At 70.4% G+C, this 23,942-nt stretch carries 29 protein-coding genes; 21 read left to right on the forward strand and 8 right to left on the reverse strand.

Features of this window, described 5'->3' with window-relative positions; translation table 11 throughout:
* Positions 1-2: 2 nt before the first annotated feature.
* From mtfM to ygfZ, 4 genes are all read left to right on the forward strand, one after another.
* Positions 3-107 (forward strand): small membrane protein MtfM, encoded by a 105-nt coding sequence (gene mtfM / locus J5X75_RS45555; RefSeq protein ID WP_043533180.1) that lies wholly within the window; start codon positions 3-5, stop codon positions 105-107.
* Entirely contained in the window at positions 104-706 is a 603-nt protein-coding gene (locus tag J5X75_RS24060; RefSeq protein ID WP_208469755.1) for a heme-binding beta-barrel domain-containing protein, read from the forward strand. The genes mtfM and J5X75_RS24060 overlap by 4 nt, the downstream gene beginning before the upstream one ends.
* A 61-nt stretch (positions 707-767) precedes the next feature.
* Complete coding sequence (locus tag J5X75_RS24065; protein ID WP_208469756.1) at positions 768-1,190, forward strand: Fur family transcriptional regulator; 423 nt, start codon at positions 768-770, stop codon at positions 1,188-1,190.
* Between the two features lie 8 nt (positions 1,191-1,198).
* Positions 1,199-2,227, forward strand: coding sequence for a CAF17-like 4Fe-4S cluster assembly/insertion protein YgfZ (gene ygfZ / locus J5X75_RS24070; RefSeq protein ID WP_208469890.1), 1,029 nt, complete (start codon positions 1,199-1,201; stop codon positions 2,225-2,227).
* A 33-nt stretch (positions 2,228-2,260) separates the two neighbouring features.
* Here ygfZ and J5X75_RS24075 read toward each other — a convergent pair whose 3' ends face one another.
* The 3 genes from J5X75_RS24075 to J5X75_RS46420 are packed head-to-tail and all read right to left on the reverse strand — an operon-like array spanning position 2,261 to position 2,983.
* Positions 2,261-2,494: a DUF397 domain-containing protein gene (locus tag J5X75_RS24075; RefSeq protein ID WP_208469891.1), complete on the reverse strand. Its 234-nt coding sequence runs from the start codon at positions 2,492-2,494 to the stop codon at positions 2,261-2,263.
* A gap of 28 nt (positions 2,495-2,522) precedes the next feature.
* Positions 2,523-2,900: a Scr1 family TA system antitoxin-like transcriptional regulator gene (locus J5X75_RS24080; protein WP_238489108.1), complete on the reverse strand. Its 378-nt coding sequence runs from the start codon at positions 2,898-2,900 to the stop codon at positions 2,523-2,525.
* Positions 2,900-2,983, reverse strand: coding sequence for a hypothetical protein (locus J5X75_RS46420; protein WP_372450943.1), 84 nt, complete (start codon positions 2,981-2,983; stop codon positions 2,900-2,902). Before J5X75_RS46420 ends, J5X75_RS24080 begins: the two co-directional genes overlap by 1 nt.
* Between J5X75_RS46420 and J5X75_RS44570 the strand changes: the two genes are divergently transcribed.
* The 7 genes from J5X75_RS44570 to J5X75_RS24115 all read left to right on the forward strand — a co-directional run bounded on the left by J5X75_RS44570 (position 2,948) and on the right by J5X75_RS24115 (position 9,091).
* Entirely contained in the window at positions 2,948-3,322 is a 375-nt protein-coding gene (locus J5X75_RS44570) for a hypothetical protein (RefSeq protein WP_238489043.1), read from the forward strand. The two genes, J5X75_RS46420 and J5X75_RS44570, sit on opposite strands and share 36 nt — an antisense overlap.
* Positions 3,323-3,535: 213 nt before the next feature.
* Positions 3,536-4,369: a beta-keto acid cleavage family enzyme gene (locus tag J5X75_RS24090; RefSeq protein WP_208469759.1), complete on the forward strand. Its 834-nt coding sequence runs from the start codon at positions 3,536-3,538 to the stop codon at positions 4,367-4,369.
* Positions 4,366-5,274 (forward strand): asparaginase, encoded by a 909-nt coding sequence (locus tag J5X75_RS24095; RefSeq protein WP_208469760.1) that lies wholly within the window; start codon positions 4,366-4,368, stop codon positions 5,272-5,274. The genes J5X75_RS24090 and J5X75_RS24095 overlap by 4 nt, the downstream gene beginning before the upstream one ends.
* Before the next feature lie 1,684 nt (positions 5,275-6,958).
* The gene (locus J5X75_RS24100; protein ID WP_208469761.1) at positions 6,959-7,342 is read left to right on the forward strand and encodes a helix-turn-helix domain-containing protein; all 384 of its coding nucleotides are present in this window, start codon (positions 6,959-6,961) and stop codon (positions 7,340-7,342) included.
* On the forward strand, positions 7,339-7,809 hold the full coding sequence (locus tag J5X75_RS24105; protein WP_208469762.1) for a hypothetical protein: 471 nt from the start codon (positions 7,339-7,341) through the stop codon (positions 7,807-7,809). The genes J5X75_RS24100 and J5X75_RS24105 overlap by 4 nt, the downstream gene beginning before the upstream one ends.
* A gap of 63 nt (positions 7,810-7,872) precedes the next feature.
* Complete coding sequence (locus J5X75_RS24110; protein ID WP_208469763.1) at positions 7,873-8,190, forward strand: DUF2516 family protein; 318 nt, start codon at positions 7,873-7,875, stop codon at positions 8,188-8,190.
* 13 nt (positions 8,191-8,203) lie between these two features.
* The gene (locus J5X75_RS24115) at positions 8,204-9,091 is read left to right on the forward strand and encodes an alpha/beta fold hydrolase (protein WP_372450939.1); all 888 of its coding nucleotides are present in this window, start codon (positions 8,204-8,206) and stop codon (positions 9,089-9,091) included.
* Positions 9,092-9,352: 261 nt separating this feature from the next.
* On the opposite strand, the gene J5X75_RS24120 is transcribed toward J5X75_RS24115, so the two are convergent.
* A complete protein-coding gene (locus J5X75_RS24120; RefSeq protein ID WP_208469765.1) occupies positions 9,353-9,592 on the reverse strand; it encodes a hypothetical protein in 240 nt (79 codons plus the stop codon).
* Positions 9,593-9,631: 39 nt separating this feature from the next.
* Here J5X75_RS24120 and J5X75_RS24125 point away from each other — a divergent pair, with 39 nt between their 5' ends.
* The 3 genes from J5X75_RS24125 to J5X75_RS24135 all read left to right on the forward strand — a co-directional run bounded on the left by J5X75_RS24125 (position 9,632) and on the right by J5X75_RS24135 (position 12,020).
* Entirely contained in the window at positions 9,632-10,432 is an 801-nt protein-coding gene (locus J5X75_RS24125) for an EI24 domain-containing protein (protein WP_208469766.1), read from the forward strand.
* Complete coding sequence (locus J5X75_RS24130; protein WP_208469767.1) at positions 10,429-10,950, forward strand: O-acetyl-ADP-ribose deacetylase; 522 nt, start codon at positions 10,429-10,431, stop codon at positions 10,948-10,950. Before J5X75_RS24125 ends, J5X75_RS24130 begins: the two co-directional genes overlap by 4 nt.
* Positions 10,951-11,027: 77 nt before the next feature.
* On the forward strand, positions 11,028-12,020 hold the full coding sequence (locus J5X75_RS24135; RefSeq protein ID WP_208469768.1) for a calcium-binding protein: 993 nt from the start codon (positions 11,028-11,030) through the stop codon (positions 12,018-12,020).
* A 96-nt stretch (positions 12,021-12,116) separates the two neighbouring features.
* On the opposite strand, the gene J5X75_RS24140 is transcribed toward J5X75_RS24135, so the two are convergent.
* The 3 genes from J5X75_RS24140 to J5X75_RS24150 all read right to left on the reverse strand — a co-directional run bounded on the left by J5X75_RS24140 (position 12,117) and on the right by J5X75_RS24150 (position 15,407).
* The gene (locus tag J5X75_RS24140; RefSeq protein ID WP_208469769.1) at positions 12,117-13,130 is read right to left on the reverse strand and encodes a LacI family DNA-binding transcriptional regulator; all 1,014 of its coding nucleotides are present in this window, start codon (positions 13,128-13,130) and stop codon (positions 12,117-12,119) included.
* Positions 13,131-13,152: 22 nt separating this feature from the next.
* Complete coding sequence (locus J5X75_RS24145; protein ID WP_208469770.1) at positions 13,153-14,556, reverse strand: GH1 family beta-glucosidase; 1,404 nt, start codon at positions 14,554-14,556, stop codon at positions 13,153-13,155.
* Positions 14,557-14,645: 89 nt separating this feature from the next.
* Positions 14,646-15,407 carry a maleylpyruvate isomerase family mycothiol-dependent enzyme gene (locus tag J5X75_RS24150; RefSeq protein WP_208469771.1) on the reverse strand — a complete coding sequence of 254 codons (762 nt, stop codon included), beginning with the start codon at positions 15,405-15,407 and terminating at the stop codon, positions 14,646-14,648.
* Positions 15,408-15,466: 59 nt separating this feature from the next.
* On the opposite strand from J5X75_RS24150, the gene J5X75_RS24155 reads away from it, so the two are divergent.
* Complete coding sequence (locus J5X75_RS24155) at positions 15,467-16,498, forward strand: UDP-N-acetylmuramate dehydrogenase (protein ID WP_208469772.1); 1,032 nt, start codon at positions 15,467-15,469, stop codon at positions 16,496-16,498.
* 4 nt (positions 16,499-16,502) lie between these two features.
* On the opposite strand, the gene J5X75_RS24160 is transcribed toward J5X75_RS24155, so the two are convergent.
* Positions 16,503-17,123: a CAP domain-containing protein gene (locus J5X75_RS24160; RefSeq protein WP_307798232.1), complete on the reverse strand. Its 621-nt coding sequence runs from the start codon at positions 17,121-17,123 to the stop codon at positions 16,503-16,505.
* Between the two features lie 362 nt (positions 17,124-17,485).
* On the opposite strand from J5X75_RS24160, the gene J5X75_RS24165 reads away from it, so the two are divergent.
* From J5X75_RS24165 to J5X75_RS24190, 6 genes are all read left to right on the forward strand, one after another.
* Positions 17,486-18,184 carry a response regulator transcription factor gene (locus J5X75_RS24165; RefSeq protein WP_208469773.1) on the forward strand — a complete coding sequence of 233 codons (699 nt, stop codon included), beginning with the start codon at positions 17,486-17,488 and terminating at the stop codon, positions 18,182-18,184.
* Between the two features lie 85 nt (positions 18,185-18,269).
* The gene (locus J5X75_RS46065) at positions 18,270-20,615 is read left to right on the forward strand and encodes a chemotaxis protein CheA (RefSeq protein ID WP_208469774.1); all 2,346 of its coding nucleotides are present in this window, start codon (positions 18,270-18,272) and stop codon (positions 20,613-20,615) included.
* A 1-nt stretch (position 20,616) separates the two neighbouring features.
* Entirely contained in the window at positions 20,617-21,054 is a 438-nt protein-coding gene (locus J5X75_RS24175) for a chemotaxis protein CheW (protein ID WP_208469775.1), read from the forward strand.
* Positions 21,054-21,926, forward strand: a complete 873-nt coding sequence (locus tag J5X75_RS24180) for a hypothetical protein (protein WP_208469776.1) — start codon at positions 21,054-21,056, stop codon at positions 21,924-21,926. The genes J5X75_RS24175 and J5X75_RS24180 overlap by 1 nt, the downstream gene beginning before the upstream one ends.
* A 13-nt stretch (positions 21,927-21,939) precedes the next feature.
* Positions 21,940-23,100, forward strand: a complete 1,161-nt coding sequence (locus J5X75_RS24185; protein ID WP_208469777.1) for a protein-glutamate methylesterase/protein-glutamine glutaminase — start codon at positions 21,940-21,942, stop codon at positions 23,098-23,100.
* Positions 23,097-23,942, forward strand: a complete 846-nt coding sequence (locus J5X75_RS24190; RefSeq protein ID WP_208469778.1) for a CheR family methyltransferase — start codon at positions 23,097-23,099, stop codon at positions 23,940-23,942. The genes J5X75_RS24185 and J5X75_RS24190 overlap by 4 nt, the downstream gene beginning before the upstream one ends.

Raw genomic sequence — 23,942 nt, forward strand, 5'->3', positions numbered from 1 at the left:
ACATGGTTACCGAGATCGGGTTCGTGAGTCTGCTGGTCGCCGCCCTGGGTGGGCTGGCCGGCGGATTCGGCTATCTGGCAATGCGTATTTCGAGGGGGCGCTGGTGAGCGGCAGCGAGACGGAAAACCCACTGGGCCCGCCACCGTGGCTGCACGCGCCTCCGGTCGACCCCTATCCCTACGAGGACACACACGACCTGCGGTCCGGCCCGGACCTGCATCCGTCGCTGCTCGGCCTGCTGCCCTTCGTGGGCCTGTGGCGGGGCCGTGGCCAGGGCGGGTTCCCGGTGGACGAGGACTACAACTTCGCCCAGGAGATCCGGATCAGTCACGACGGCCGGTCGTTCCTGCGCTACGAGTCGCGGGCCTGGCTGCTCGACGACGAGTCGAAGCCGATCGGGCGGGCGCTCGTCGAGTCCGGGTTCTGGCGTCCGGTGCTGGTCGACGACCGCCCCGGTGACGAGATGGAAGCCACCATGATCCGGCCGGACGGGGTGGCCGAGCTCTACCTGGGCAAGGCGAACAACACCCGGCTGGAGATGACGGCCGACGCGGTCGCCTACACGCCGTCGGGTCTGCACGTGACCGGCGGGCACCGGCTCTTCGGGATCGTCGAGGGCGCGCTGCTCTATGCGCACGAGATCTCCGTCGACAACAGCAAGCTGCACCCGCACATGTCGGCCCGGCTGCTGCGGATCGGCGGCTGAGCGACCTTCGGCACCGATGTGGCGGGACACCGCGGGAGATCCAGCGAACTATGCTCGTAACGTGTCCGCCACATCGCTAGCCGCCATGCTCCGGGAGCGGGGCCTGCGACTCACCCCACAGCGTCAGCTGATCCTCGAAGCGGTGCACGAACTCGGTCATGCGACACCGGAGTCGGTGCACAACGCGGTCCGTGAGCGGGCCGCCGGAGTGAACATCACGACCGTCTACCGCACCCTCGAGCTGCTCGAGGAGCTGGGGCTGGTCAACCACACCCATCTCTCGCACGGTTCGCCGACGTACCACGCGGCCGGCGAGGACCAGCACGTCCACCTGGTGTGCCGGTCGTGCGGATCGATCGCCGAGGTCGATCCGGCGGTGATGGACCCGGTCACCGGGCAGCTCCTGCGGGAGCGGGGGTTCCGGGTGGACGTCGGGCACGTCTCCCTCTTCGGCCTGTGCGGCAACTGCAAGGAGTCCGAGTGACCGTCGTGATGGTCGAGGACCTCGACCCCGGTTCGGCCGACGCCGGTGTGCCCGCGCACTTCGGCGACCCGATGCGCGAGCAGCGCCTGCTGGAGACCGGGGTGGGCCTGGTCGACCGGTCGAACCGCGAGGTGATCGCGGTTCCCGGCGAGGAGCGGGCGAGCTGGCTGCACACGCTGACCACCCAGCACCTGTCCGGGCTCACCGCGGGTCAGGGCAGCGAGCTGCTGGTCCTCTCGCCGAACGGGCATGTCGAGCAGCACGCCTTCGTCACCGAGGACGGGACGACCGCGTGGCTGGACACCGAGCCCGGCGCCGGTGCGGGCCTGCTGAAGTACCTGGAGATGATGCGCTTCTTCACCCGGGTCGAGCCCCGGGACGCGAGCGCCGAGATCGCCGTGTTGTCGCTGGTCGGCCCCGGTGCGGCCGAGCTCTTCCCGGACCTCGCGGCCGCTCGGGTCAGCGCGGTTCCGGCGAGCCGGTTCGCCGCCGGGTCCGTTCCACCCCAGGCCACTTCGCTCTATTCGGTACGGGCATGCGAAGGCGGCCTGGCCCGTCGCGTGCCGCTCGGCGTGGACCTGCTCGTGCCACGGTCCGCGAAGGCGGCCGTCGTCGAGAAGCTGGGCGTGGCGCCGGCCGGGCTCTGGGCCTACGAGGCGGTGCGGGTCGCGGCCCGCGTCCCGCGTCTGGGCTGGGAGACCGACCACCGGACGATTCCCGCCGAGATCGGGCTGATGGCGGCCGGCGTACACCTCGAGAAGGGGTGTTACCGCGGTCAGGAGACGGTCGCCCGGGTGCACAACCTGGGCCGTCCGCCGCGCCGCCAGGTTCTGCTGCACCTCGACGGGGTCGCCACCGACCACCCGCCGGCCCGAGGCACGGCCGTGGAGCTGGACGGGCGGGCCGTCGGCTTCGTCGGCACCGCCGTGCGCCACCACGAGCTGGGCATGATCGCGCTGGCCGTGGTGAAGCGCAACGTGCCCGACGACGCCCGCCTCACGGTGGGGGAGTCGGCCGCCGCCATCGACGCCGAGTAGGAGCGGGCCCGGCCTGGCGGTCGGGCCCTGCCCTCAGAACTCGCCGTTCTTGATGCCGCTGATGAATGCCGCCCACTGCGCCGTGGTGAACGTCAGTGTGCCGCCGTCCCGATCCTTGCTGTCCCGAACTGCCACGACATCGGGGAGATTGTCGGCCACTTCAACACAGTCACCGTTGGCGTTAGACCGGCTGCTCTTGCGCCAGACAGTGCCGACTTCGACACAATCACCGCTGGCAGTGGATCGGCTGCTTTTGCGCCATGTCATGTTATTGCTGGTCATGACGATGTATCCCCTAAATCTGATGATCAAGATAGAGCGCCCCGGTGATGTTTTCGCTGTAGACCGTAGGGGGCTCGCTGCTGCCGCGGTCACTTGGCGGAAACTCAAGAATGGTGAAACCGCCGGAGGCGGCAGCTGAGTGCGGGCCTACGGAGGGTAAGACGCGCAATCGTAGGTGCGGCAACTCGTCTGTCGCTTTGAGAAGGTGCCACAGTTGCTGCTGCATGGCGCCCGGCGTTTCAATCTTTGCCCGGATCACAGCCTCGGCCATGATCACATCCAGTTGCGGTGGTGGCGGGAAGCCTCGCGTCAAAAGCACCTGACGTTCTTGTTTGACCCTGATTCTCCGACCGAACTCCTCGACGGGAATCCGTGGCCGCTCGGCCGTCATCACCGCCTCAAGGTCGGAGCACCTTTCTCGAGTCGCCAGATTTTCTGTTGAAAGCACTCGATGTGTTCATACGCGTCCTTGATCGTTTTTCCGGCGGCCCCTCGATATCGCCGCAGAAACCGCCCGAGTCGGCGTCGAGGAACCGTCGATCCGGAGCTGGGGGTGGCTTCGAGCACGGGCACCGTCCTCTCCTGGAATACTCCGTGCGCCTTCCTGGAATAGGTACACGCGGATATCGCGAAAACCAAGGCATCGACCAGGATTTCAGCCTTTGGATTGTTGCGGTGATTTTCCCGGGCGGCCACGATGCGGTACAGCTGCGGATCGTGAGGTGGGACGCCCTGGAGGAGGCCGTGAAGATTCTGCCGCCCACGCCGCCCACCGAACTGTTCGAACGATTCCTGCACTGGACCGACCGATGAGCGGGGACCTCGCGCTGATGGGTGTCACCGAGATTCACCGGCGTGTCGGCGGATCGCGCGGCCGCGTACGAAATCTGGTTTTGCGAAAGGATTTTCCGGAACCTGTCGTGGTGCTCCGCCAAGGGCGGGTTTGGCTCGAGGACGAGGTCGAGGCATGGATCCGGGCGCTCCCGGCAGCGGAGAACGTGCCGTCCCGCATGGCAGGATGACCGCATGACCGGGACCTTGATCACCGTCGCCCCGACCGGCGCGGAGAGCAGCAAGGCGGACGCGCCGGCTCTGCCAGTGACCCTGGACGAGCTGGTGACCACCGCCAAGGAGTGCGAGGCGCTGGGCGCTTCGATCATTCACGTCCACATCCGTGACGACGCCGCCCGCCCGACCCTGGACCAGGGCCGCCTGCGGGCCACCGTCGCCGCGCTGCGCGAGGGCACCGGCCTGATCGTGCAGTTGTCCTCCGGTGGTTCGGTGCACGACCCGGAGGCGGACCGGCTGGCCGTTCTGGACGCCGCCCCGGAGATGGCCTCCTGCACGATGGGCACCGTCAACTTCGGTGACGACGTGTTCATGAACCGCTGGGAGTTCATCGTCGACCTGCACACCCGCATGCAGGAGCGCGGCATCGTGCCGGAGTACGAGATCTTCGACCTGGGCCAGCTCACCACCCTGCAACGGCTGCTCAGCCGGTACGGTCTGCCCGCCGGCGGCCACGTGCACGTCGACCTGGTGATGGGCGTGCCCGGCGGGATGCCCGGCACCGCGGCCGCCGTGGTCGCCTGTGAGCAGGCCATCCGTGACCTGCCGGAGGGCACCACGTTCTCGGCGACCGGTATCGGCCGCAGCACCATCCCGGTGATGCTGGCGTCCCTGTCGGCCGGTGGGCATCTGCGCGTCGGGATGGAAGACACCCTGACGTACGCGAAGGGCCGTCCCGTCGAGTCGAACATGCAGCTGGTGGCCCGTGCCGTCGGCTTCGCCCAGCTCGCCCAGCGCCCGCCGCTCACCGCGGCGCAGGCCCGTGAGCTGCTCGGAGTCCCCGCCCGATGATCGTCGCCGAAGTGGTCCGTTCCGGCTTCGTGGAGAGCACGCACCACGGTGTCGTCGCGGTCGACGGCGGCACGAGCATCGGTGACGTCGACACCCCGTTCTTCCCCCGGTCGTCCAACAAGCCCCTCCAGACCGTCGGCCTGCTGAACGCCGGCCTGACGCCGCGGGAGGAAGCCGACCTCGCCCTGATCAGCGGCAGTCACGACGGTGAGTGGTTCCACGTGGAACGGGTGCGGGCCATGCTCACCGCCGTCGATCTCGGGCCGGAGGCGCTGCGCTGCCCGGCCGACCTGCCGCTCGGCGAGACCCCGCGGCACGATTGGCTGCGTGGCGGCGGCACGGCCGAACCGATCCTGATGAACTGCTCCGGCAAGCACGCCGGGATGCTCGCCACCTGTGTGGTCAACGGCTGGCCCCTCGACACGTACCTCGACATCGACCATCCGTTGCAGAAAGCCCTCGCCGACGCGGTCAGCCACCTGTCCGGCGAGCCGATCGCGGCACTCGGAGTCGACGGCTGCGGCGCGCCGATCTTCGCGATCTCCCCGATCGGGCTGGCGCGAGCCTTCCGGCGACTGGTCGAAGCCGAGCCCGGCAGCCCCGAACGCCGGGTGGCCGACGCCATGCGAACACACCCCGAGCTGGTCGCCGGCACCGGCACCGAAGACACCGTCCTGATGAACGCGATCCCCGGCCTGCTCGTGAAGAAGGGCGCCGACGGGGTGGCCGCGGCCGCCATGGCCGGGATGGGAGCGGTGGCGCTGAAAATCTCCGACGGCGCGAGCCGGGCCCGCGTACCGGTGCTGCTCGCCGCCCTGCGCCGACTCGGCCTGGAGGTCCCCACCATGCCGGAGCCGGTCCTGGGCGGCGGCCTCCCGGTCGGCGAGGTCCGCGCGGTCTTCTAAACCCTTTCCGGTACGGGCGACATCGTCCCGTTCTTTTCGAATCGTCCCGCCGGTGCAACGCGCTGGCGGGGTGGTTCGGCCTGTGCCGCGTCCGCCGGTGCAACGCGCTGGCCGTACGGTCCGGTCTGTGCCGTGCCCGCCGGTGCGGCACGCTGGCGGGGTGGTCCGGTCTGTGCCGTGCCCGCCGGGCGTAGATCGGCGGGCCGTCTCGCGCACCTGCCACTGGTCGCGCTGCGCGGGTGGTCGCGGTAGACGCTCGCCAGGCACCCGGGCTGCCCACTCCCGCCCATAACGCCGGTCGAGGCGGGCGGGTGGTCGCGGCGGCGTTGCCCGACGGCCGCCCCCACACGAACGCACCCGCTAAACCCCTCAATCTTGGACGATTGACCACCGCTTTCGGTGGTAGGACGCACAAGATCGCGCGGCCTGGCAGGTGCGGGCGCGCAGCACCCCACTCGCGCCTGACTGCCCGTCACTCGCGCTTGGCAGCCCGTCAATCTTGGACGTTTTACCGCCGCTTCGGGTGGCAGGACGTTCAAGATCGCGTGGCGTAGTGGGTGGGGCGCGCAGCAGGCCGCACGCACTTGGCAGCGAGCGCTCGCACTTGGCAGCACGCCGCTCGCGCTTGGCAGCCCGTCAATCTTGGACGTTTCGCCACCGTTTCCGGTGGCAGGACACCCAAGATCGCGCGGTCTGGTGGGGTGGGGTGGGGCGCGCAGCACGCTGGTCACGCCTGGCAGCACGCCGCTTGCGCCTGACAGCCAGTCATTCTTGGACGTTTCACCACCGTTTTGGGTGGCAGGACGTTCAAGATCGCGTGGCGTGGTGGGTGGGGGTGCGCAGCACGCCGCTCGCACTTGGCAGCGCGTCGATCTTGGACGTTTCACCACCGCTGCCGGTGGCAAGGCGGCCAAGATCGCACGGCCTGGCGGGTGGGGATGTGTGGCTCGCTGCTCGCGCTTGGCGACGTGTCGATCTTGGGCGATTGACCACCGTCTTGGGTGGTGTGGCGTTCAAGGTCGCGTGGTCTGGTGGATGGAGTTGGTGGGCGGTGGGTGGTGCACGGCCTGGTGCACCGTCGGCCGTGGCGCCGACTGTGGCCCTGTGCGCATCGCGCATGGCGCTACGGCCGGGGCGGGCAGGCGGGTGCCTGGGGAGCGAGACGGTGGCCCAAGGCTGGGCGGGACTGGCGGCAGGGGCCGGAAGTGGGCAGGCGGGTGCCTGGGGAGCGAGACGGTGACCCAAGGTCGGGCGGGACTGGCGGCAGGGGCCGGGAGTGGGCAGGCGGGGTGCTTGGGAAGCGGGACGGTGACCAACCGGTTGGGCGGGACCGGGGGCAAGGGCCGGGAGCGGCAAACGGGGCGCCTGGGAAGTGAGGCGGTGGCCGAAAGGCCGGGCGGGGCGGCGGCAGGGGGCCGGGGCGGCGGCAGGTGGGTGAGGGGCGTGTGTGCCGGCCTGCGTGGGCACCGATCTGAGCCCGGCGGGCGCGGCACGGGCGGGACCACCCGGCGAGCGCGCGCGGCACGGGCGGGGCGGTCGCAGGAGGGCGGGGCGGGGTCGCGCGTACCGGGAAAGGGCGTGAGAGGCGCGCGAACCTTGACCATGAAACGGGGTGACCGGGTTCACGCTAGCTATTGCAAGCATTCCGCTTGCAACAGCTAGCACTCCCGGCTAGTTTCGAGTCATGGCCACACCGAAGGACCTGCCGGAGGACATCGGATCGTTCATCCGAGACCTGCGGCAGACCGCGAAGATCTCGCTCCGGCAGCTCGCCGACAAGGCCGGCGTCAGCAACCCCTATCTGAGCCAGATCGAGCGTGGCCTGCGTAAGCCGAGCGCCGAGGTGCTGCAACAGATCGCCAGTGCCTTGCGAGTGTCGACGCCCGCGATGTATTTGCGGGCCGGGCTGCTCGATGGCGAGGGCCAGCAGGGCGTGCTGGCCGCCATCGCGGTCGACCCGGAGCTCACGATCGCGCAGAAGCAGTCCCTGACGCAGATCTACGAGACATTCCGCAACGAGAACGCCCGTAACGCGCCACCCGCAGAAGACGCTGAGGAGACGAAATGACCGAGCAGACCAAGACCAAGATCCCCGCTCCGCTGTACGCGGCGGCCGGTGCCGGTGACGCGGCCTACGAGCAGCTCCGCAAGCTGCCGGCCGTGCTGACCGAGCTCAGCGACCGGGCCACCGCCTCGCTGAAGGCCTACAACGAGCAGGCCGGCACCAAGGCCGCCGAGCTGCGTGGCAAGGCCCAGGAGACCGACTTCGTGGCCCTGCGTGACAGCGCCACCACCGCGGCCGTCAATTTCGCCCAGGTCGCCCAGGAGCGCGCGATCGCCGTCTACAACGACCTGGTCGCCCGGGGCGAGCGCGTGGTCGGCACCGGTGTGGTCGAGGCCGCCGAGGTGGTCAACGCCGACATCGAGGCCACCGAGCAGCCGAAGGCCGTCGAGGCCCCGGTGACCGAGACCCCGGCCGTGGAGACCGCGCCGAAGCCGCGCAAGCGGGCCAAGCCGGCCGCGTCCGCCGAGTGATCGACAATTGGATGATCCGCGGGCCCCGGCGGTTGCCGGGGCCCGCGGCATAGACTCTTCCTCATGGCCACATCCGCCGCGCCCATCTTCTTCGACGACGTCCGCATCTACCTGAATGCCGCCGTGTGGTTGGTGTCCATGGCTGTCCAGGCGGTCGCGCTGATCCATTGCCTGACACAGCGCGGCGCGGGCTTCCAGGCTCTCGGCACCCTGCCGAAGGGTGCGTGGGCCGCGATCATCGGTGTCTGTCTGGCGCTGACCGTGATCACCATGGGTGGCCTGCTGATCATCACGATGATCGGTGTGGCCGCGGCGCTCATCTACATGCTCGACGTCCGCCCGGGCCTCAAGGATCTGTCCGACGGCAAGGGCTTCTGGTGACCTGGGCCGGGAGTTGAGGAATCGTTTCGGCCCGCCTCCTCCGGACGGCGGGCCGCGCCTTCAGCGCATGGATCGGAGCGGCCCGCGGACCGGTCGCCCCACGTTGCCGGGTCCGGCCACCGAGCTGGTCACTCTGCCTTCAGGGGTACGAGTGGAGCAGCTCGTCACCGGCGCCGGCGACCCGGTGACGGTGTTCGCGCACGGGCTGGCCGGGGACGTCTCCGGCACCCGCCCGCTGGGCAGTGCGGTCGCCGGCCGCCGGGTGTTCTTCCACTTCCGCGGGCACGGCCGTTCCGACGTGCCGCCCGGCCCGTGGTCCTTCGGTGACCTGGCCGATGATCTGCGCGGTGTCGCCGACCTGTCCGGGGCGACCCGGGCGCTGGGCGTCAGCATGGGCGCCGCCGCGCTGTGCCGTCTGCTCGCCGGGGCTCCGGACCGGTTCGAGCGGGTGGTCCTCTACCTGCCGGCCGCGTTGGACGGGTCCCGGCCGGATGCCTCGGTGCAGCGCCTGTCCCGGCTGCTGGCGTCGGTCGAGTCGGGGGAGGCCGCGGTGATCGCCGAGGCGGTCGAGCAGGAGATGCCGTCCGCGGTGCGCAACACCCCGGCCGGTTGGAGTTTTCTGCGGCAGCGGGTCGAGCAGCTGCAACGGGACGGGCTGGCGCCCGAGGTGGAGTCGTTGTGGTCGGCGCCGCCGGTGGCCGACGAGTCGTTGTTGCGGCGGTTCCGGGGCCGGGCGCTGGTGATCGGCTGTCTCGGCGACGAGGTGCATCCGGTGGCGTGGGCGGAGCGGATCGCCGGTCTGCTGCCCGGCGCCGAGCTGGAGGTGTACGACCGGCCGGCCGTTCTCTGGAACAGCCGGGCCGAGTTGCGGGAACGCGTGTCGGCTTTCCTCAACGCTTGACTTCGGGAGCTATGTCCGAAAAGCCGTAACTTTTCCCGCGGTCGTGCGGTGTGTATACGTGCGCTTGTCCCCCAAATCCGTCTTTTTCGCTTTGGTGGTTCTCGGGCTGCCGTTCGCGGTTGTGGCCGGCTGGGCCCTCGGAGCGCCCGCCGCGCGCCAGGCCAGCCTCGGCGTCCCGGACGGGTCCGGCGCCCTCCCCGGTGACGGCGGTCTGGGCGCCGCACCGGGCGGGGCGACCCCGACCCGGGACTCCGCCGCCGACTACACGGCCCGGCCACCGCGCGGCACCCCGGACCCGGGCCCGTCACCGTCGGCTCCGGCGGCCGGGCCCAGCACGGTCATCGCCACCGTGACGGTCGTCCAGACCGTACCGCCGCCGCTGATCGAGGCCACCGTGCCGCCGCTCACCGCGCCGCCGGTGCCCACGCCGACCCAGCCGGACCAGCCGCCGAGCCCGTCCGCCACGCCGCCGTCGCCGAGCGCCTCCGCCACCCCCTCCACATCGACTCCGGTAGCGATGGGGTTCTAAGCTCACGCAACGTGAGCGGTGATCAGAAACGTCCGGCTACGGCCCTCCGTGAGTTCTTCACCGGAGCCGGGTTGCTGGGCCGTGGGCTCGGTCTGGTTCTGGGCAGCCCCCGGCTCTTCCTCATCGGGCTGATCCCGGCGCTGATCTCCGGGGTCCTCTACACGACCGCGATGGTCTTGCTGCTGCGGTTCCTGCCGGATCTGTCGGCGCAGGTCACCTGGTTCGCCGACGACTGGTCCGGCTGGCTGCGCGGCACCTTCCGGGTGCTCGGCGGCACCGCGGTGCTCGGTCTCAGCGTGCTGCTCGGCGTCCTGACCTTCACCGCCGTGACCCTGCTGATCGGCGACCCGTTCTACGAGAAGATCTCGGAACTCGTCGAGGACCGGTTCGGTGGCGTGCCCGAGGCGGTGAACCTCGGCTTCTGGGAGTCGCTGCGCCGCAGCCTCGTCGACTCGCTCAAACTGATCGGCATCTCGATCCTGGTCGGCATCCCGCTCTTCCTGCTCGGGTTCCTGCCGTTCGTGGGCCAGACCGTCATCCCCGTGCTGGCCGGTGGGGTCGGTGGCTGGCTGCTCGCCCTGGAGCTGACCGGCGTCCCGTTCCAGCGGCGTGGCCAGCGGCTGCGGCACCGTCGCCTCGTGCTCGGCCGGCATCGCGCGCTCGGCCTGGGCTTCGGCTCGGCCGTCTTCGCCTGCTTCCTGATCCCGCTCGGCGCCGTCCTGGTGATGCCGGCCGCCATCGCCGGTGCCACGCTGCTGGCCCGGCGGTCGCTGGGCAAGCCCATCGAGATCACCAGCACCGCCTCGCTGTGAGGATCGACCTGATCGAGGGCGACATCACCGCCCGGACCGCCGACGTGATCGTCAACGCGGCCAACTCGTCGCTGCTCGGCGGCGGAGGTGTGGACGGGGCGATCCACCGTAAGGGCGGGCCGGAGATCCTGGCCGAGACCCGGATGCTGCGGGCCTCCCGTTACGGCCGTGGACTGCCGGTCGGTCAGGCCGTCGCGACCACCGCGGGCCGGCTGCCGGCCCGCTGGGTGGTGCACACGGTCGGGCCCGTTTTCAGCGCCACCGAGGACCGTTCCGCGTCGCTGCGTGCCTGCTACACGAACTCCCTGCGGGTCGCCGACGACCTCGGCGCCGTGTCGGTGGCGTTCCCGCTGATCTCGGCCGGTGTCTACCGCTGGCCGGTCGAGGACGCCGTCCGCCAGGCCCTCACCGCACTGGCCGCCGCCACCCCGGTCCACGTCCGGACAGCGACTCTGGTCCTGTTCGGGTCCGAGGCGGCGACCGTGGGCCGCGCGGTCTACGACGTTATGTTTTCGTGACCTGAGAGTCAGAACCACTCCGCCCACAGCGGCATCGCACTAGATGTCGCAGCAACCGGGACAACGGGGGAAGAGCAATGACTTTCAGCATCAAATCTGCCGGAATCATCGCCGCAGGGATCGCGGCCATCGCGTCGGCGGCGTTCCTGCCGGCGCCCGCCTACGCGGCCGCGGCCGGGACGGCGGAGGTCGTCGACTACAGCATCGAGTTCACGGCGGCTCGCGGCGCGGCCAACGACGTCGTGATCACCCGCTCCGGGAAGACCGTCACGATCGACGACCGGGTGGCGGTGAAGCCGGGACCGGGATGCTGGGCCGTGTCCGGGGACAGCACGAAGGTGCGGTGCACGCTCGACCAGGTCTATTTCATCCAGGTGCGGCTCGGTGACCGGAACGACCGGTTCGTCAACCGCAGCGGCGAGGACGTCGGGGTCATGGGTGAAGCGGGCAACGACCGGATCGTCGGCGGCACCGGCCCCGACAGCCTCTACGGTGGCAGCGGGAACGACGTCCTGTACGGGGGCGCCGGACGCGACAGCCTGATGGGCGGCCGCGGCGACGACGTCCTCGACGGTGGCTCCGGCAACGACAACCTCAACGCCGACGCCGGGCGGGACATCCTGCGCGGTGGCAGCGGAACCAGGGACCTCGCCTACTACGGAGGCCGGCGCGGCGCCGTACGGGTCGACCTCGACGGCGCCAAGGGCGACGACGGCGCGCCGGGGGAGCGGGACACCGTCGGCGCGGACGTCGAGAGGATCGTCGGCGGCTCGGGGAACGACCGGCTCACCGGCAACGCGGCGGCCAACGAGATCTACGGTGGGCCCGGCGACGACCGCATCTCCGGTGGCGGCGGCAAGGACCTGCTCGTCGGCCAGGCCGGGCACGACACCCTGCGCGGGGACGCGGGCGCCGACCGGCTCTACGGTGAGCAGCAGGACCCCAGCCGGCCGGGCTCGGACGGTGACCCCGCCGACGACCCGAAGGCCCGGGACCACCTGAACGGCGGCACCGCCACCGACACCTGCGTGGGCGGCCCGGTAACCACCAAGGTCAGCTGCGAGCGCTGAACCCAGCCGGATCCGGTGGCCCGTGCGGTGTCGGCCGCACGGGCGGCTCACGTAGGCGTACCGGAAGGGGTAGGGGGCCGTGACGTCCGGTAATGATCAGGCTGAGGCGCGGACGATGAGCTCGGTGGGCAGGATGATCGCGGGTGGCACGTCGGGGTCGCCGGAGATGAGGCGGAGCATCTCCCGGGCCATCGTGCGGCCGGCCTCGCCGATCGGCTGACGCACCGTGGTGAGCGGCGGGTCGCTGTAGCGGCTGACCTCGAAGTCGTCGAAGCCGATCACGGCGACGTCCTCCGGGACCCGGCGACCGGCGTTGCGCAGGGTTTGCAGGGCGCCGTGGGCCATCAGGTCGGAGGCGGCGAAGACGGCGTCCAGCTCCGAGTCGCGGTCGAGCAGGTCGCGCATCGCGGTGACGCCGGAGTCGCGGGTGAAGTCGCCGGTGGCGACGAGTTCCGGGAGGCCGGCGGCGCGCAGCGCGTCGTGGTAGCCGGTGAGGCGTTCGAGGCCGGCCACCATGTCCTGTGGGCCGGCTATGGTCGCAATACGCCGGCGACCGGAAGTGATCAGGTGCTGGATGGCCGCGGCGACGCCGCCGGCGTGGTCGACGTCCACGTACGGAACCGGCGGGTCGGCGATCATCGGGCGGCCGCTGCAGATCACCGGGATGCCGCGGCGGGCCAGCAGGCCGGGCAGCGGATCGGCGCCGTGGATCGAGGCGAACATGACGCCGTCGACGTGGCCGGCCACCGCGTAGCGCTCGACCCGGGCGTAACCGGCCGCCGAACCGGCCATCATCAGCACCAGCTGCTTGTCGGCGGCCTCCAGCTCGGAGCCGACGCCGCGGATGATGGCCGGGAAGAACAGGTCGTCGGAGAAGACCCGGTTCGCCGTCTCCGGAAGGATCAGGGCGATCGAGTCGGTCTGCCGGGTGACCAGGCTCCGGGCCGCCTGGTTCGGCACGTAGCCGAGTTCGTCGACGGCCCGGTTGACGGCCTCACGGATGGAGGCCGCCACCGTGGTGGAACCGTTGACGACGCGGGACACCGTCGCGCGGGAGACCCCGGCTCGACGGGCAACCGCTTCCAGGGTCGGGCGTTCCCGCGTCGTCACAAGCCCCCCGCTCTGAAATGGCTCAGTCCAGGCCGTTGCGCCGGATCACCTCGCTGTACCACTTCGCGCTGTCCTTGAGCACCCGCTGTTGCGTGGTGTAGTCGACGTGCACCATACCGAAACGCTTCGCGTAGCCCTCGGCCCATTCGAAGTTGTCCATCAACGACCAGGCGAAGTATCCCCGCAGATCCACTCCGGCCGCCAGAGCGTCGTGGCAGGCACGCAGGTGGGAGTCCACGTACTCGATCCGGCGCAGGTCGTGGACCTCGCCGTTCTCGGCCGGGCCGTCCGGGTACGCCGCGCCGTTCTCGGTGATCATCAGCGGGACGCCCGGGTAGTCCCGGTGGAGGCGGGTCAGCAGACGGGTCAGCGCGGCCGGCTCGATCTGCCAGTTCATGTCGGTGACCGGGCCGACCGGGGCGCGGAACCGGACGCCGTGGCTGCCCGGGTAGTCGAGCGGGCCCGGGTGGCCGGGGGCCGCGGAGACGTACGCCGGGGTGTAGTAGTTGATGCCCAGCACGTCGATCGGCGCGTTGATGATCGTCTCGTCGCCGTCGCGGATCCAGACCGGGTCGGCGATCCGGGCGATGTGCGCCAGCACGTCGGCCGGGTAGTGGCCCTTGAACAGCGGGTCCAGGAAGATCCGGTTGGCCAGGCCGTCGATCAGGTGGGCGGCCGCGCGGTCGGCCTCGCTGTCCGGGTCGAGCGGGGCGACGGCGCACGGGTTCAGCGTGATGCTGATGCTCTTCGCGCCGGCCGCGCGCAGCGCCCGGGTGGCCAGGCCGTGTGCCAGGTTGAGGTGGTGCACCGCGGTCAGGGCGGCGACCGGGTCCTGCACGCCGGGCGCGTGGATGCCGGAGCCGTAGCCGAGGTAGGCCGAGCACCACGGCTCGTTCAGCGTGGTCCAGGTGGCGACCCGGTCACCGAGGCGGCGGTGGACGATCTCGGCGTAGTCGGCGAACGCCTCGGCGGTCTCCCGGTTGGTCCAGCCGCCCCGGTCCTCGAGCGTCTGCGGCAGGTCCCAGTGGTAGAGGGTGACCACCGGGTCGATGCCCTTGCTGAGCAGCTCGTCGGTGAGCCGGTCGTAGAAGTCCAGGCCACGGACGTTGACCGGGCCGGTGCCGTCCGGGCGGACCCGCGGCCAGGCGATCGAGAAGCGGTACGAGGCCAGACCCAGGTCGGCCATGAGCGCGACGTCCTCGGCGTACCGGTGGTAGTGGTCGCACGCGACGTCGCCGGTGTGGCCGGCGAAGACCCTGCCCGGTGTGCGGCTGAAGGTGTCCCAGATGGACGGGCCGCGGCCGTCCTCCCTCGCGGCGCCCTCGATCTGGTACGAGGCCGTGGCCGCCCCCCAGACGAAACCTTCGGGGAAGGTGATCCCCGCGGGGGCCGGCTGCGCCGACGTGGACGTGACGGTTGCCGTCATGTCTTCTCCGCTTCCTGATGATCCGCTGAACTTAACCGGTTCATCTTACGGCCTGGCGACGCGGTGACAACGGATCTTGACATCGAACCTCAGCCGGTGTGCAGAGCCTGCACCAGCCGCGGATCGCCGGTGAGGGCGAGTTGATCGGCCCGTTTCCGGCCCATCAGGGCCAGTTGCAGGTCGCTGGCCGTGCCGGTGATCCGCGCCCGCGGGTGGTGATCGTCGTCGTCCAGGATCGTGCCGGTGTCCAGCAGGGCGATGCCGGTGCCGCGCAGCCGGACGAACCACTCCTGCGCCGCGTCCGTGCCGACCAGATGCACGACGCCGTGCAGATCGGTCGGGCCCTGGCGCTTGCCGGCCGGCAGCCAGGTGTCCAGGATCTCGCTCACGCCGTCGGAGGCCAGCTTCGTCTCGATCGGGGTGGCCCGGCCGGCGGCCGACTCGGCGTCCCACCGGTGCACCGAGATCTCGTGGGCCATCCGCCGATGCCAGAAGACGGCCCGCTTCGGCTGTGGCGCCCAGTTCCAGGCCGGGAGATCCGGGTCGAGCGCCTCCAGCGTCTCCACCGTGCCGGTGATCTCGCGGCGCAGGCGGTCGAGCGCCTCGGACCACTCGGCCGGGCGCTCCGGATGGACGAATCCCTCGTAGCGCACGGTCACGCCGCGGGTCACCGTGCCGCGAACCCAGTTCAGCACCGTGGCCACATGGTGGGTGAGGTCGGCGACCGTCCAGTCCGGGCAGCCCGGGACCGTCGCGTCCGGCCCGCTCTCGGCGACGGCGTCCCAGAGTGCCGGGCCGTCGGCACGCAGCGCGGCCAGCCAGAAATCCTTCGTCGCGTGCAACCTGTTCATCGCAGTCGTCTCCCGCTCGGCCGGACCGCAGGTGTCACCCCCCGCAGTGTGAGCTTAGGGTGAGCGTCGTGACTGACACTTCCCTGGCGGCGTACACGACGCTACGCCTCGGCGGGCACGCCGGCACAGTGACCGAGGCGGTCCATCCGGACGAGGCCGTCGCCGCGGTCCGTGAGGCCAGCTCGGCGGGGCGGCCGTTGCTGGTGCTGGGCGGCGGCAGCAACGTCGTGATCGGCGACTCCGGCTTCGACGGCGAGGTGCTGCTGCTGCGCGACCGGGGTGTCGAGGTGGTCGGCGAGGACGCCTCCGGTGTCCTGGTCCGGGTGTCGGCCGGCGAGCCCTGGGACGACTTCGTGGCGTACGCCGTGGCGAACGGATGGTCCGGCGTCGAGTGCCTGTCCGGGATCCCGGGCGCGGCCGGCTCGACCCCGATCCAGAACGTCGGGGCGTACGGCCAGGAGGTGGCACACACCATCGAGGCGGTGCACGCGTACGACCGGATCGCCGACGAGACCCGGGTCATGTCCCCGGCGGACTGCCGTTTCGGCTACCGGTCCAGCGTGTTCAAGCACGACGACCGGCATCTGGTCACCGCCGTCGACTTCCGGCTCGCCCGCTCGGCGGAGTCGGCCCCGATCCGGTACGCGGAACTCGCCCGTACCCTCGGCGCCTCGGCCGGCGATCGGGTGCCGCTGCGGCAGGCCCGCGACACGGTGCTCAAGCTGCGGGCCGGCAAGGGGATGGTGCTCGACCCGGAGGACCGGGACACCTGGTCGGTCGGGTCGTTCTTCACCAATCCGGTGGTGCCCGCGGAGTTCTTCGCGACGCTGGGCGAGATGCCGCACTGGCCGGGCCCGGACGGGACCGTGAAGATCCCGGCGGCGTGGCTGATCGAGCAGTCCGGGTTCCCGAAGGGGTACGCCGGCGACGGCGTCGCGATCTCCGGCAAGCACACCCTGGCGCTGACCAACCGCGGTGACGGCACCACGGCGGCGCTGCTCGACCTGGCCCGGACGATCCGCGACGGGGTCCGTGCCCGGTTCGGTGTCGAACTGCACCCGGAGCCGGTCCTGATCAACTGCGCCCTCTGACCGTTCAGCGCCAGCCGAACACCTGCGTGTAGTACGGGGTGCCGTCGGCCGCGTACGCCACACCGGCCCCGACCGAGCGTGCCCGGCAGTTGAGGATGTTGCGCCGGTGGCCCGGGCTGGCCATCCACGCGGCCAGCACCTCGTTCGCGGTGCGGTAGCCCCAGGCGATGTTCTCCCCGGCGGGCTGCTGGTATCCGGCCTCCTCACTGCGGTCCACGAAGGTCGAGCCGTCCCGCCAGACGTGACTGAAGAGCCGCGTCCGGGCCATGTACCTGCTCTGCCGCAGGGACGCGGCCACCAGATGCTCGTCGACCGTGAGGTCCGGACAGCCGGCGGTGCGGCGGGTCTCGTTGGTGAGGCGGACCACCTGGCCCATCACGGACCGGGCCCGTAGCGGGGGCCGCCGGGCGGGTTCGGCGCGCGCCGGTGGCTCCAGGGCGGGTTCGTCCCGGATGAGGCTGTCGGGCACCTCCGCCGGGCTCGGCGCGGATGTGACGGTCCGTGGTGGGGCGGCCTGCGGTCGTGACGGGACGGTCGGCCCCTGGGCCATCGCCGGTGCGGTGAGAGCGAACAGCACGGATGCTGCCACGAGCGTGCCGACGCGTCGTAATACCAGGTCGAACACGAGTGCCTCCCAGATCGCGGTATGGGCGTGGATCGCCCGTTACTCCTCATCGCACCCCGTTACGCGCGTCGTGTCACATCTTTCGGGGAATGGGCGGTAACCCGTACGAGAAATGTCAGGCTGTAGGGATGTCCGGATCGGGCGTAACGGACTAGCCCGATCAGGTCCGCCGGCCGGATCCGCGCGGACCGGCTCCCGCCCCGTCCCTCGGCGCTAAACTGTCACTGTCCGTAAATAGGTGAACACATCACGCTATGGTGTGTTTGCGCCGTCGGACTATTCTTCCCGCTCGCGTTCACGCGGCGGAGATCGGCCGTGCCTGTACGGGCACGAGCGCGAGTTGGGGGCAGGGTGAGCAAACGATGAGTCGCCTTCTCGTGGTCGAGGACGACCCGGACATCGCACTCGCTCTCCGGATGTTGTTCAGCCGGGCCGGATACGAGGTGGCGCACGCCGCCGACGGCCGCTCCGGGCTGAAGGAGGCCTACGCCGAACACCCTGACCTGGTGGTGCTCGACGTCGGCCTGCCGGAGATGGACGGCTGGCAGGTGCTGGAGCGGCTGCGGGACGTCTCGGACGTCCCGGTGCTGGTTCTCACCGCACACGGCCAGGAGGCGGAGAAGGTGCGCGGCCTGCGCGGCGGCGCCGACGACTACCTGACCAAGCCGTTCGCCAACAACGAGCTGCTGGCGCGGGTCGAGGCGCTGCTGCGGCGGTCCTCCTCCGGGCAGAACACCTGGGCCAGCCAGATCTATGACGACGGTCTCGTGCACCTGGACCCGACCAAGCGCCGGGTCTACGTCAAAGGCGACGAGAAGCGCCTCACGCCCACCGAGTTCCGCCTGCTCAACGCGCTGGTCCGGCATGCCGGCGCGGTCCTCAGCCCGAACCAGCTGCTCACCCAGGCGTGGGACGACCCGACCGGCATCGGCCAGGAGCGGGTCAAGTTCGCGGTGCTCCGTCTGCGCCGGAAGCTGGGCTGGTCCGATCCCGACGACTCGCCCATCGAGTCGGTCCGGGGTTTCGGCTACCGCTACCGGCGCCCGGGTGGCGAAGGCTGATTGTCGCCGCACCGGCCGAGTCTTCTCAGTTGACGCCCGCTCGAGTCGATGAGGGCAGTGAAGCCGAGCAGGAGGGTAGTGAGTCGTGGAAGACCTTGGCGAGATCGTCGGCGAATTCCTGATGGAGAGCCACGAGAACCTGGACCAGATCGACCGGGACCTCGTCAGCCTCGAGCAGGAACCGGACTCGCGTGACCTGATCTCCCGCATCTTCCGGGCGATCCACACGATCAAGGGCACCAGTGGATTCCTGGCGTTCTCTCGTCTGGAGAAGCTGGCGCATGCGGGTGAGTCCCTGTTGTCCCGGCTCCGTGACGGCGTACAGCCGGTCAGCCCGGAGACCATCACCGTCCTGTTGCTCTGCATCGACGGTGTCCGCTCCATCCTCGCCTCCATCGAGGAGAACGGTTCCGAGGCCGAGGTTGACATCGAGAGTGTGATTGTCAAGATCCAGGCGCAGATGAACGCACCGTCGGACAGTGCTCCGGCGGCCGCCCCCGCACCGGCCGCCGAGGCCGAGGCGCCGGTGAGCGTGGAGCAGGAGACCCCGGCGGCCGCCCGCCCGGTCGCCGAGCCGGTCACCGACCAGCGTCAGCCGCTCGGCCAGATCCTGGTCGACGCCGGCGCGGCGCAGCCCTCCGACGTGGCGTCGGCGCTGCAGCAGCAGATCGAGGGTGACGAGCGCAAACTCGGCACCATCCTGCTCGAGGAGGGCAAGGCCCAGCCGGCCGCGGTCAGTGAGGCGCTGCAGTCCCAGTCCCCGAAGCGGAGCATCGCGGACAGCGCGATCCGGGTCGACGTCGACCTGCTGGACACCCTGATGAACATGGTCGGTGAGCTGGTGCTCGCCCGGAACCAGCTGGTCCGCGGCGTGATGGAGACCGGTGACTCCGGTCTGGTCCGCAGCGCCCAGCGGCTCGGCATGATCACCAGTGAGCTGCAAGAGGGCATCATGAAGACCCGGATGCAGCCCATCGAGCACATCTGGTCCAAGCTGCCCCGAGTCATCCGGGACCTGAGCAACTCGCTCGGCAAGCAGGTCGCGCTGGTCATGGAGGGCAAGGAGACCGAGCTCGACCGGAGCCTGCTGGAGGCGGTCAAGGACCCGCTGACCCACCTCGTGCGCAACGCGGTGGACCACGGCATCGAGGATCCGGAGCAGCGGATCGCCAGCGGCAAGGGGCCGGAGGGGACGCTCACGCTCCGCGCGTACCACGAGGGTGGTCACGTGGCGGTCGAGGTCGCCGACGACGGCGCCGGCCTGAACGTCGAGCGGATCGCGCAGAAGGCTGTGGAGAACGGCCTGCTCCGCCCGGAGCAGATCCCGAACATGGACCGGCGCGACATCATGGCGATGGTCTTCCAGCCCGGCTTCTCCACCGCCTCCAAGGTCACCAACGTGTCCGGCCGCGGTGTCGGCATGGACGTGGTGAAGACCAACATCGAGAACATCGGCGGCGCGGTCAGCGTCGACTCGACACCCGGCGAGGGTACGGTCTGGCGGCTCACCATCCCGCTGACGCTCGCGATCATCCAGGCGCTCACCGTCGACTGCGGCGACCAGCGCTACGTCGTGCCCCAGGTGGCGGTGCTCGAGCTGGTCTTCATCGACGGCAACACCACCAAGGTCGAGTACGCCTCGGGCGCGCCGGTCTACCGGTTGCGCGGCAAGCTGCTGCCGCTGGTCCGGCTGGACCGTGCGCTCGGCCTCGAGGTCGGCGGCGACCAGGGCGTCTACATCATGGTGCTGCAGGCCGACGGCCGGCGGTTCGGCCTGGTCGTGGACCGGGTACTGAACACCGAAGAGGTCGTCGTCAAAGCCCTCAACACCAGATTCAAAGACATCGGACTGTACGCCGGGGCGACGATCCTGGGCGACGGCAAGGTGGGTCTCATCCTGGACGTCTCCTCACTGGCCCGGCGCTCGCACCTCGCGGTCGACTCGGAGCGGGAGAACGTCGCCGAGAAGCGCGGCCAGGGCGGCGGCGGCACCGAGCGCCTGCTGGTCACCGCGGTCGGCGAACGCCGTGTGGCGATCCCGCTGGACACGGTCACGCGACTGGAGGAGTTCCCGCGCGACCGCATCGAGCACGCCGGATCGCGCGAGGTGGTCCAGTACCGGGGGCAGATCCTGCCGCTGGTGCGCCTGTCCCACCTGCTGGGGGCGTACGGCGAGGAGTTGGAGGGCGACACCGTCTCGGTGGTCGTCTACAGCGAGGGCGGAAAGAGCGTGGCACTGGTCGTGGACCGGATCGTGGACATCGCCGAGAACTCGACCACCGCGCGACGGGACGCGGAGGAGGACGGCCTGGTCGGCACCGCGGTGATCCAGCAGCGGGTCACCGAACTGCTCGACGTGCGCCGGGCCATCCTGGCCGCGGATCCGAACTTCTACAGCGATTCCATGGACGAGATGATGGTGGAGGTCTGACATGGCGAGTCGTCAGTTCGCCACCTTCGAGGTGGACGGCCAGCTCTTCGGGGTCGAGGTGCACACGGTGCAGGAGGTGCTCTCGTACAACGAGTACACCCCGGTGCCGCTCGCCCCGCCGGCCGTGGGCGGACTCTTCAACCTGCGCGGCCAGGTGATCGCCGCGGTGGACCTGCGGGTGCAGCTCGGGCTGGCCCGCCAGGCCCTGCAAGGCCCGGTCATGAACGTCATCCTGCGCGGTGACGGTGAACCGGTCTCCCTGCTGGTGGACAAGATCGGCGAGGTGGTGGATCTCGACGACGATACGTTCGAGCCGCCGCCGGACACGCTGAGCGGTCCCACCCGGGAGCTCGTGGTCGGCACGTTCAAGCTGGACGGGCGGCTGATGCTGGCTCTCGACGTCAACCAGGCCGTCGACACATACCGCGCCACCCACTGATGTACAGCCTGGTCAGTGCCCCCGTACTGGGCTTCGACCTGACCCGCCTGGAAGGCGGGCCGGCCGCCGCCGAGGTCCTGCTGCGCGCGCTGCGCCTGCAGGCCGGGGACCTGCCGGTTCTCGCTGAGCGGTTGCCGGACGAGGAGGTCCGCGGACCGCTCTGGGTGGCGGTGGAGAGCGCCGCCCACCGCATGCCGTCACTCAAGGCGATGTCGAAAGACGACCCGGCCGGAAACCTCGCATTGGTCGAGCGCGCGCCGATCGGTACGGTCGACGCCCTGCTGACCTGCCTGCGCTACGACGTGATGTCGTGGACCTGGGAGGGCGCCGGCCGGGACGCCCGGCAGAGCGAGGACGCCGCAGCGGCGACCGCCCTGCTGTGTGACGCGGCGGTCGCCAGCTACCTGCGTGAGGTGCTGGACGACGACACCCGGCGACGGCTGGGGGCGGGCTGGGTGGCGGCGGTACGGAAGCTGCCGACCGGCGCGCCGATCGATCTGGGCCCGCACCACTACACGGTGTCGGCCCTGCTCGACCGGTTACGCACGCTGCGGACCGAGGACCGGCAACGGGTCTCGACCGCGGCCGACGACGCCCGGCGGAACACCGCCGGCTGGTCGCCCGCCGTGCATTCGGCATCGTGGGCGGCGTACCTGTCCGACCGGGTCCGAACCGCCGCCGCGGCACAGATGTTGCTGGTGCAGGCGGTGGACACGGCCGGGATTCCGCTGGCCGACCGGGCCGGCGGGGTCTGGAACATGCTCAGCGGCGCCGTTCAGGCGCTCGTGGTCCGCGATCTGCTGGACACCGCGACGGCACACCGGCTGCTAGCACCGGTCGTGGCGGCGCTCGGTCCGGCCTGGCTCGGTTGAAGGGAGTGGTCGAATGATCTCGGTTCTCGTTGTCGACGATTCCGTCGTGGTTCGTCGACTGATCGTCGACGCTCTCGGGGAGGCGCCGGGTATCCAGGTGGTCGGCACGGCCGCGAACGGTCTGCTCGCACAGGCGAAGATCGATCAGCTCAAACCCGACGTGATCACCATGGACATCGAAATGCCGCAGATGAACGGCATCGAAGCGGTCCGTGAGCTGCGTAAACGGCACACCACACCGGTGATCATGTTCAGCACGCTCTCCGCGGCGGGCGCGAACGCCACCCTGGAGGCGCTGGCCGCCGGTGCGACCGACTACGTCACCAAGCCCAGCAACGTGGGCTCGGTGGCGGAGTCCATCGCGGCGGTGCGCGAGCAGCTCGTACCGAAGATCCAGGTGCTCAGCGGGCGCCGCCGCCCGCCGGCCGGTCCGGCTCCGCGAGGTCCGTTGCCGGCGGCGGGGCTCCGTCCCGGCGCCGCGCCGTTGCGGCCCGGCGGTCCACCGGCCATGGCCGGACGGCTCGCGCCCGGCGGATCCGCGCCGGTCCGGCCGGTCGGCCGTCGCGCCCCGGGCGGGAAGGTCGACATCCTGGCGATCGGCTCCTCCACCGGTGGGCCGGACGCGCTGACCAAGGTCCTTCTCGGGCTGCCGGCCGATCTGCCGGTCCCGATCGTGATCACGCAGCACATGCCGCCGGTCTTCACCAAGATGTTCGCCGAACGCCTGGACCGGAGCACCCCGCTCAAGGTGGTCGAGGCGGGCGAGGGCATGGAGCTCACGGCCGGCACCGTCTACATCGCCCCGGGTGATCGTCATCTGGTCTTCGAACGCCGCGGTACGGCCACCCTCACGCAGCTCAGCGGAGCGCCGCCGGAGAACTCGTGCCGCCCGGCCGTGGACGTGATGTTCCGCTCGGTGGCGGCGCTGTACGGCGGTTCGGTGTTCGCGACCGTACTCACCGGAATGGGACAAGACGGACGGAGTGGTGCGAAGGTGCTACGAGATTCGGGCGCCGAGGTGCTGGCACAGGACGAGGCGACGTCGGTGGTCTGGGGCATGCCCGGCGCCGTGGTCGGTGCGGGACTGGCGGACGAGATCCTGCCCCTGGACCGGATCGCTGGCGCGTTGCTCAACCGGGTACGGGTGGGCCGGACAGCGGCGGTGGCCCGATGACCCTTTCCCAAGCGGAGTTCGCCTTCGTCTCCAACCTGGTGCGCAAGGAAGCGTCGATCGTCCTGGCGCCGGGGAAGGAGTACCTGGTCGAGGCCCGGCTCATCCCGGTGGCCCGGGCGGTCGGGGCGGCCAACGTCAACGAGTTCATCGGCGACCTGCAGAAGCGGCCCGACCCGGGGCATCAGATCAAGATCATCGACGCTCTCACCACCAATGAGACGTCGTTCTTCCGGGACCGGGAGCCGTTCGCGGCGCTCACCGACGTGGTGCTGCCCGAGCTGATCAAATCCCGGTCGGCGGTGCGCAAACTCCGCTTCTGGTCGGCCGCCAGCTCCAGTGGGCAGGAGGCGTACAGCCTGGCCATCACGCTGCAGGAGACGCTGCCGACCGGCTGGACCTACGAGATTCTCGGCACCGACATCTCCACCGCGATGGTGGAGCGCGCGACCAAGGCCGAGTACAGCCAGGTCGAGGTGAACCGCGGTCTGGCGGCCACCCAGCTGGTGCAGTACTTCGAACGGGCCGGCGCGCACTGGCGGATCATTCCGGCACTGCGCAGGAACGTCTCGTTCAAGCACATGAGCCTCACCGCGCCGTTCCCGCCGATGCAGCCGTTCGACGTGATCTTCCTGCGCAACGTCCTTATCTACTTCGATGTGGCGACCAAGCGCCAGGTCTTGCGGAACGCCGCGAAGATCCTGCGCCCGGACGGCCTGCTCTTCCTCGGTGCGGCCGAGACCACGATCGGAATCGACGACAACTACGAGCGAGTGGCCGCCGGCCGCACCTCTGCCTACCGGACTCGTACTGCGGCGCCCGTCGGTGCCGCGAGAAGGGGATGA

This window comes from Actinoplanes flavus, assembly GCF_017592555.1.
Taxonomy (GTDB): Bacteria; Actinomycetota; Actinomycetes; order Mycobacteriales; family Micromonosporaceae; genus Actinoplanes; species Actinoplanes flavus.

Bases quoted from the DNA above. Each gene is read 5' to 3' on its own strand.
- J5X75_RS24135 (WP_208469768.1), top strand. From the start codon at position 11,028: ATGACTTTCAGCATCAAATCTGCCGGAATCATCGCCGCAGGGATCGCG.
- J5X75_RS24090 (WP_208469759.1), top strand. From the start codon at position 3,536: ATGACCGGGACCTTGATCACCGTCGCCCCGACCGGCGCGGAGAGCAGC.
- J5X75_RS24110 (WP_208469763.1), top strand. From the start codon at position 7,873: ATGGCCACATCCGCCGCGCCCATCTTCTTCGACGACGTCCGCATCTAC.
- J5X75_RS24180 (WP_208469776.1), top strand. From the start codon at position 21,054: ATGTACAGCCTGGTCAGTGCCCCCGTACTGGGCTTCGACCTGACCCGC.
- J5X75_RS24080 (WP_238489108.1), bottom strand. From the start codon at position 2,900: ATGACGGCCGAGCGGCCACGGATTCCCGTCGAGGAGTTCGGTCGGAGA.
- J5X75_RS24190 (WP_208469778.1), top strand. From the start codon at position 23,097: ATGACCCTTTCCCAAGCGGAGTTCGCCTTCGTCTCCAACCTGGTGCGC.
- J5X75_RS24100 (WP_208469761.1), top strand. From the start codon at position 6,959: ATGGCCACACCGAAGGACCTGCCGGAGGACATCGGATCGTTCATCCGA.
- mtfM (WP_043533180.1), top strand. From the start codon at position 3: ATGGTTACCGAGATCGGGTTCGTGAGTCTGCTGGTCGCCGCCCTGGGT.
- J5X75_RS24105 (WP_208469762.1), top strand. From the start codon at position 7,339: ATGACCGAGCAGACCAAGACCAAGATCCCCGCTCCGCTGTACGCGGCG.
- J5X75_RS24075 (WP_208469891.1), bottom strand. From the start codon at position 2,494: ATGACATGGCGCAAAAGCAGCCGATCCACTGCCAGCGGTGATTGTGTC.
- J5X75_RS24145 (WP_208469770.1), bottom strand. From the start codon at position 14,556: ATGACGGCAACCGTCACGTCCACGTCGGCGCAGCCGGCCCCCGCGGGG.
- J5X75_RS24185 (WP_208469777.1), top strand. From the start codon at position 21,940: ATGATCTCGGTTCTCGTTGTCGACGATTCCGTCGTGGTTCGTCGACTG.
- J5X75_RS24165 (WP_208469773.1), top strand. From the start codon at position 17,486: ATGAGTCGCCTTCTCGTGGTCGAGGACGACCCGGACATCGCACTCGCT.
- J5X75_RS24150 (WP_208469771.1), bottom strand. From the start codon at position 15,407: ATGAACAGGTTGCACGCGACGAAGGATTTCTGGCTGGCCGCGCTGCGT.
- J5X75_RS24175 (WP_208469775.1), top strand. From the start codon at position 20,617: ATGGCGAGTCGTCAGTTCGCCACCTTCGAGGTGGACGGCCAGCTCTTC.
- J5X75_RS24095 (WP_208469760.1), top strand. From the start codon at position 4,366: ATGATCGTCGCCGAAGTGGTCCGTTCCGGCTTCGTGGAGAGCACGCAC.
- ygfZ (WP_208469890.1), top strand. From the start codon at position 1,199: ATGGTCGAGGACCTCGACCCCGGTTCGGCCGACGCCGGTGTGCCCGCG.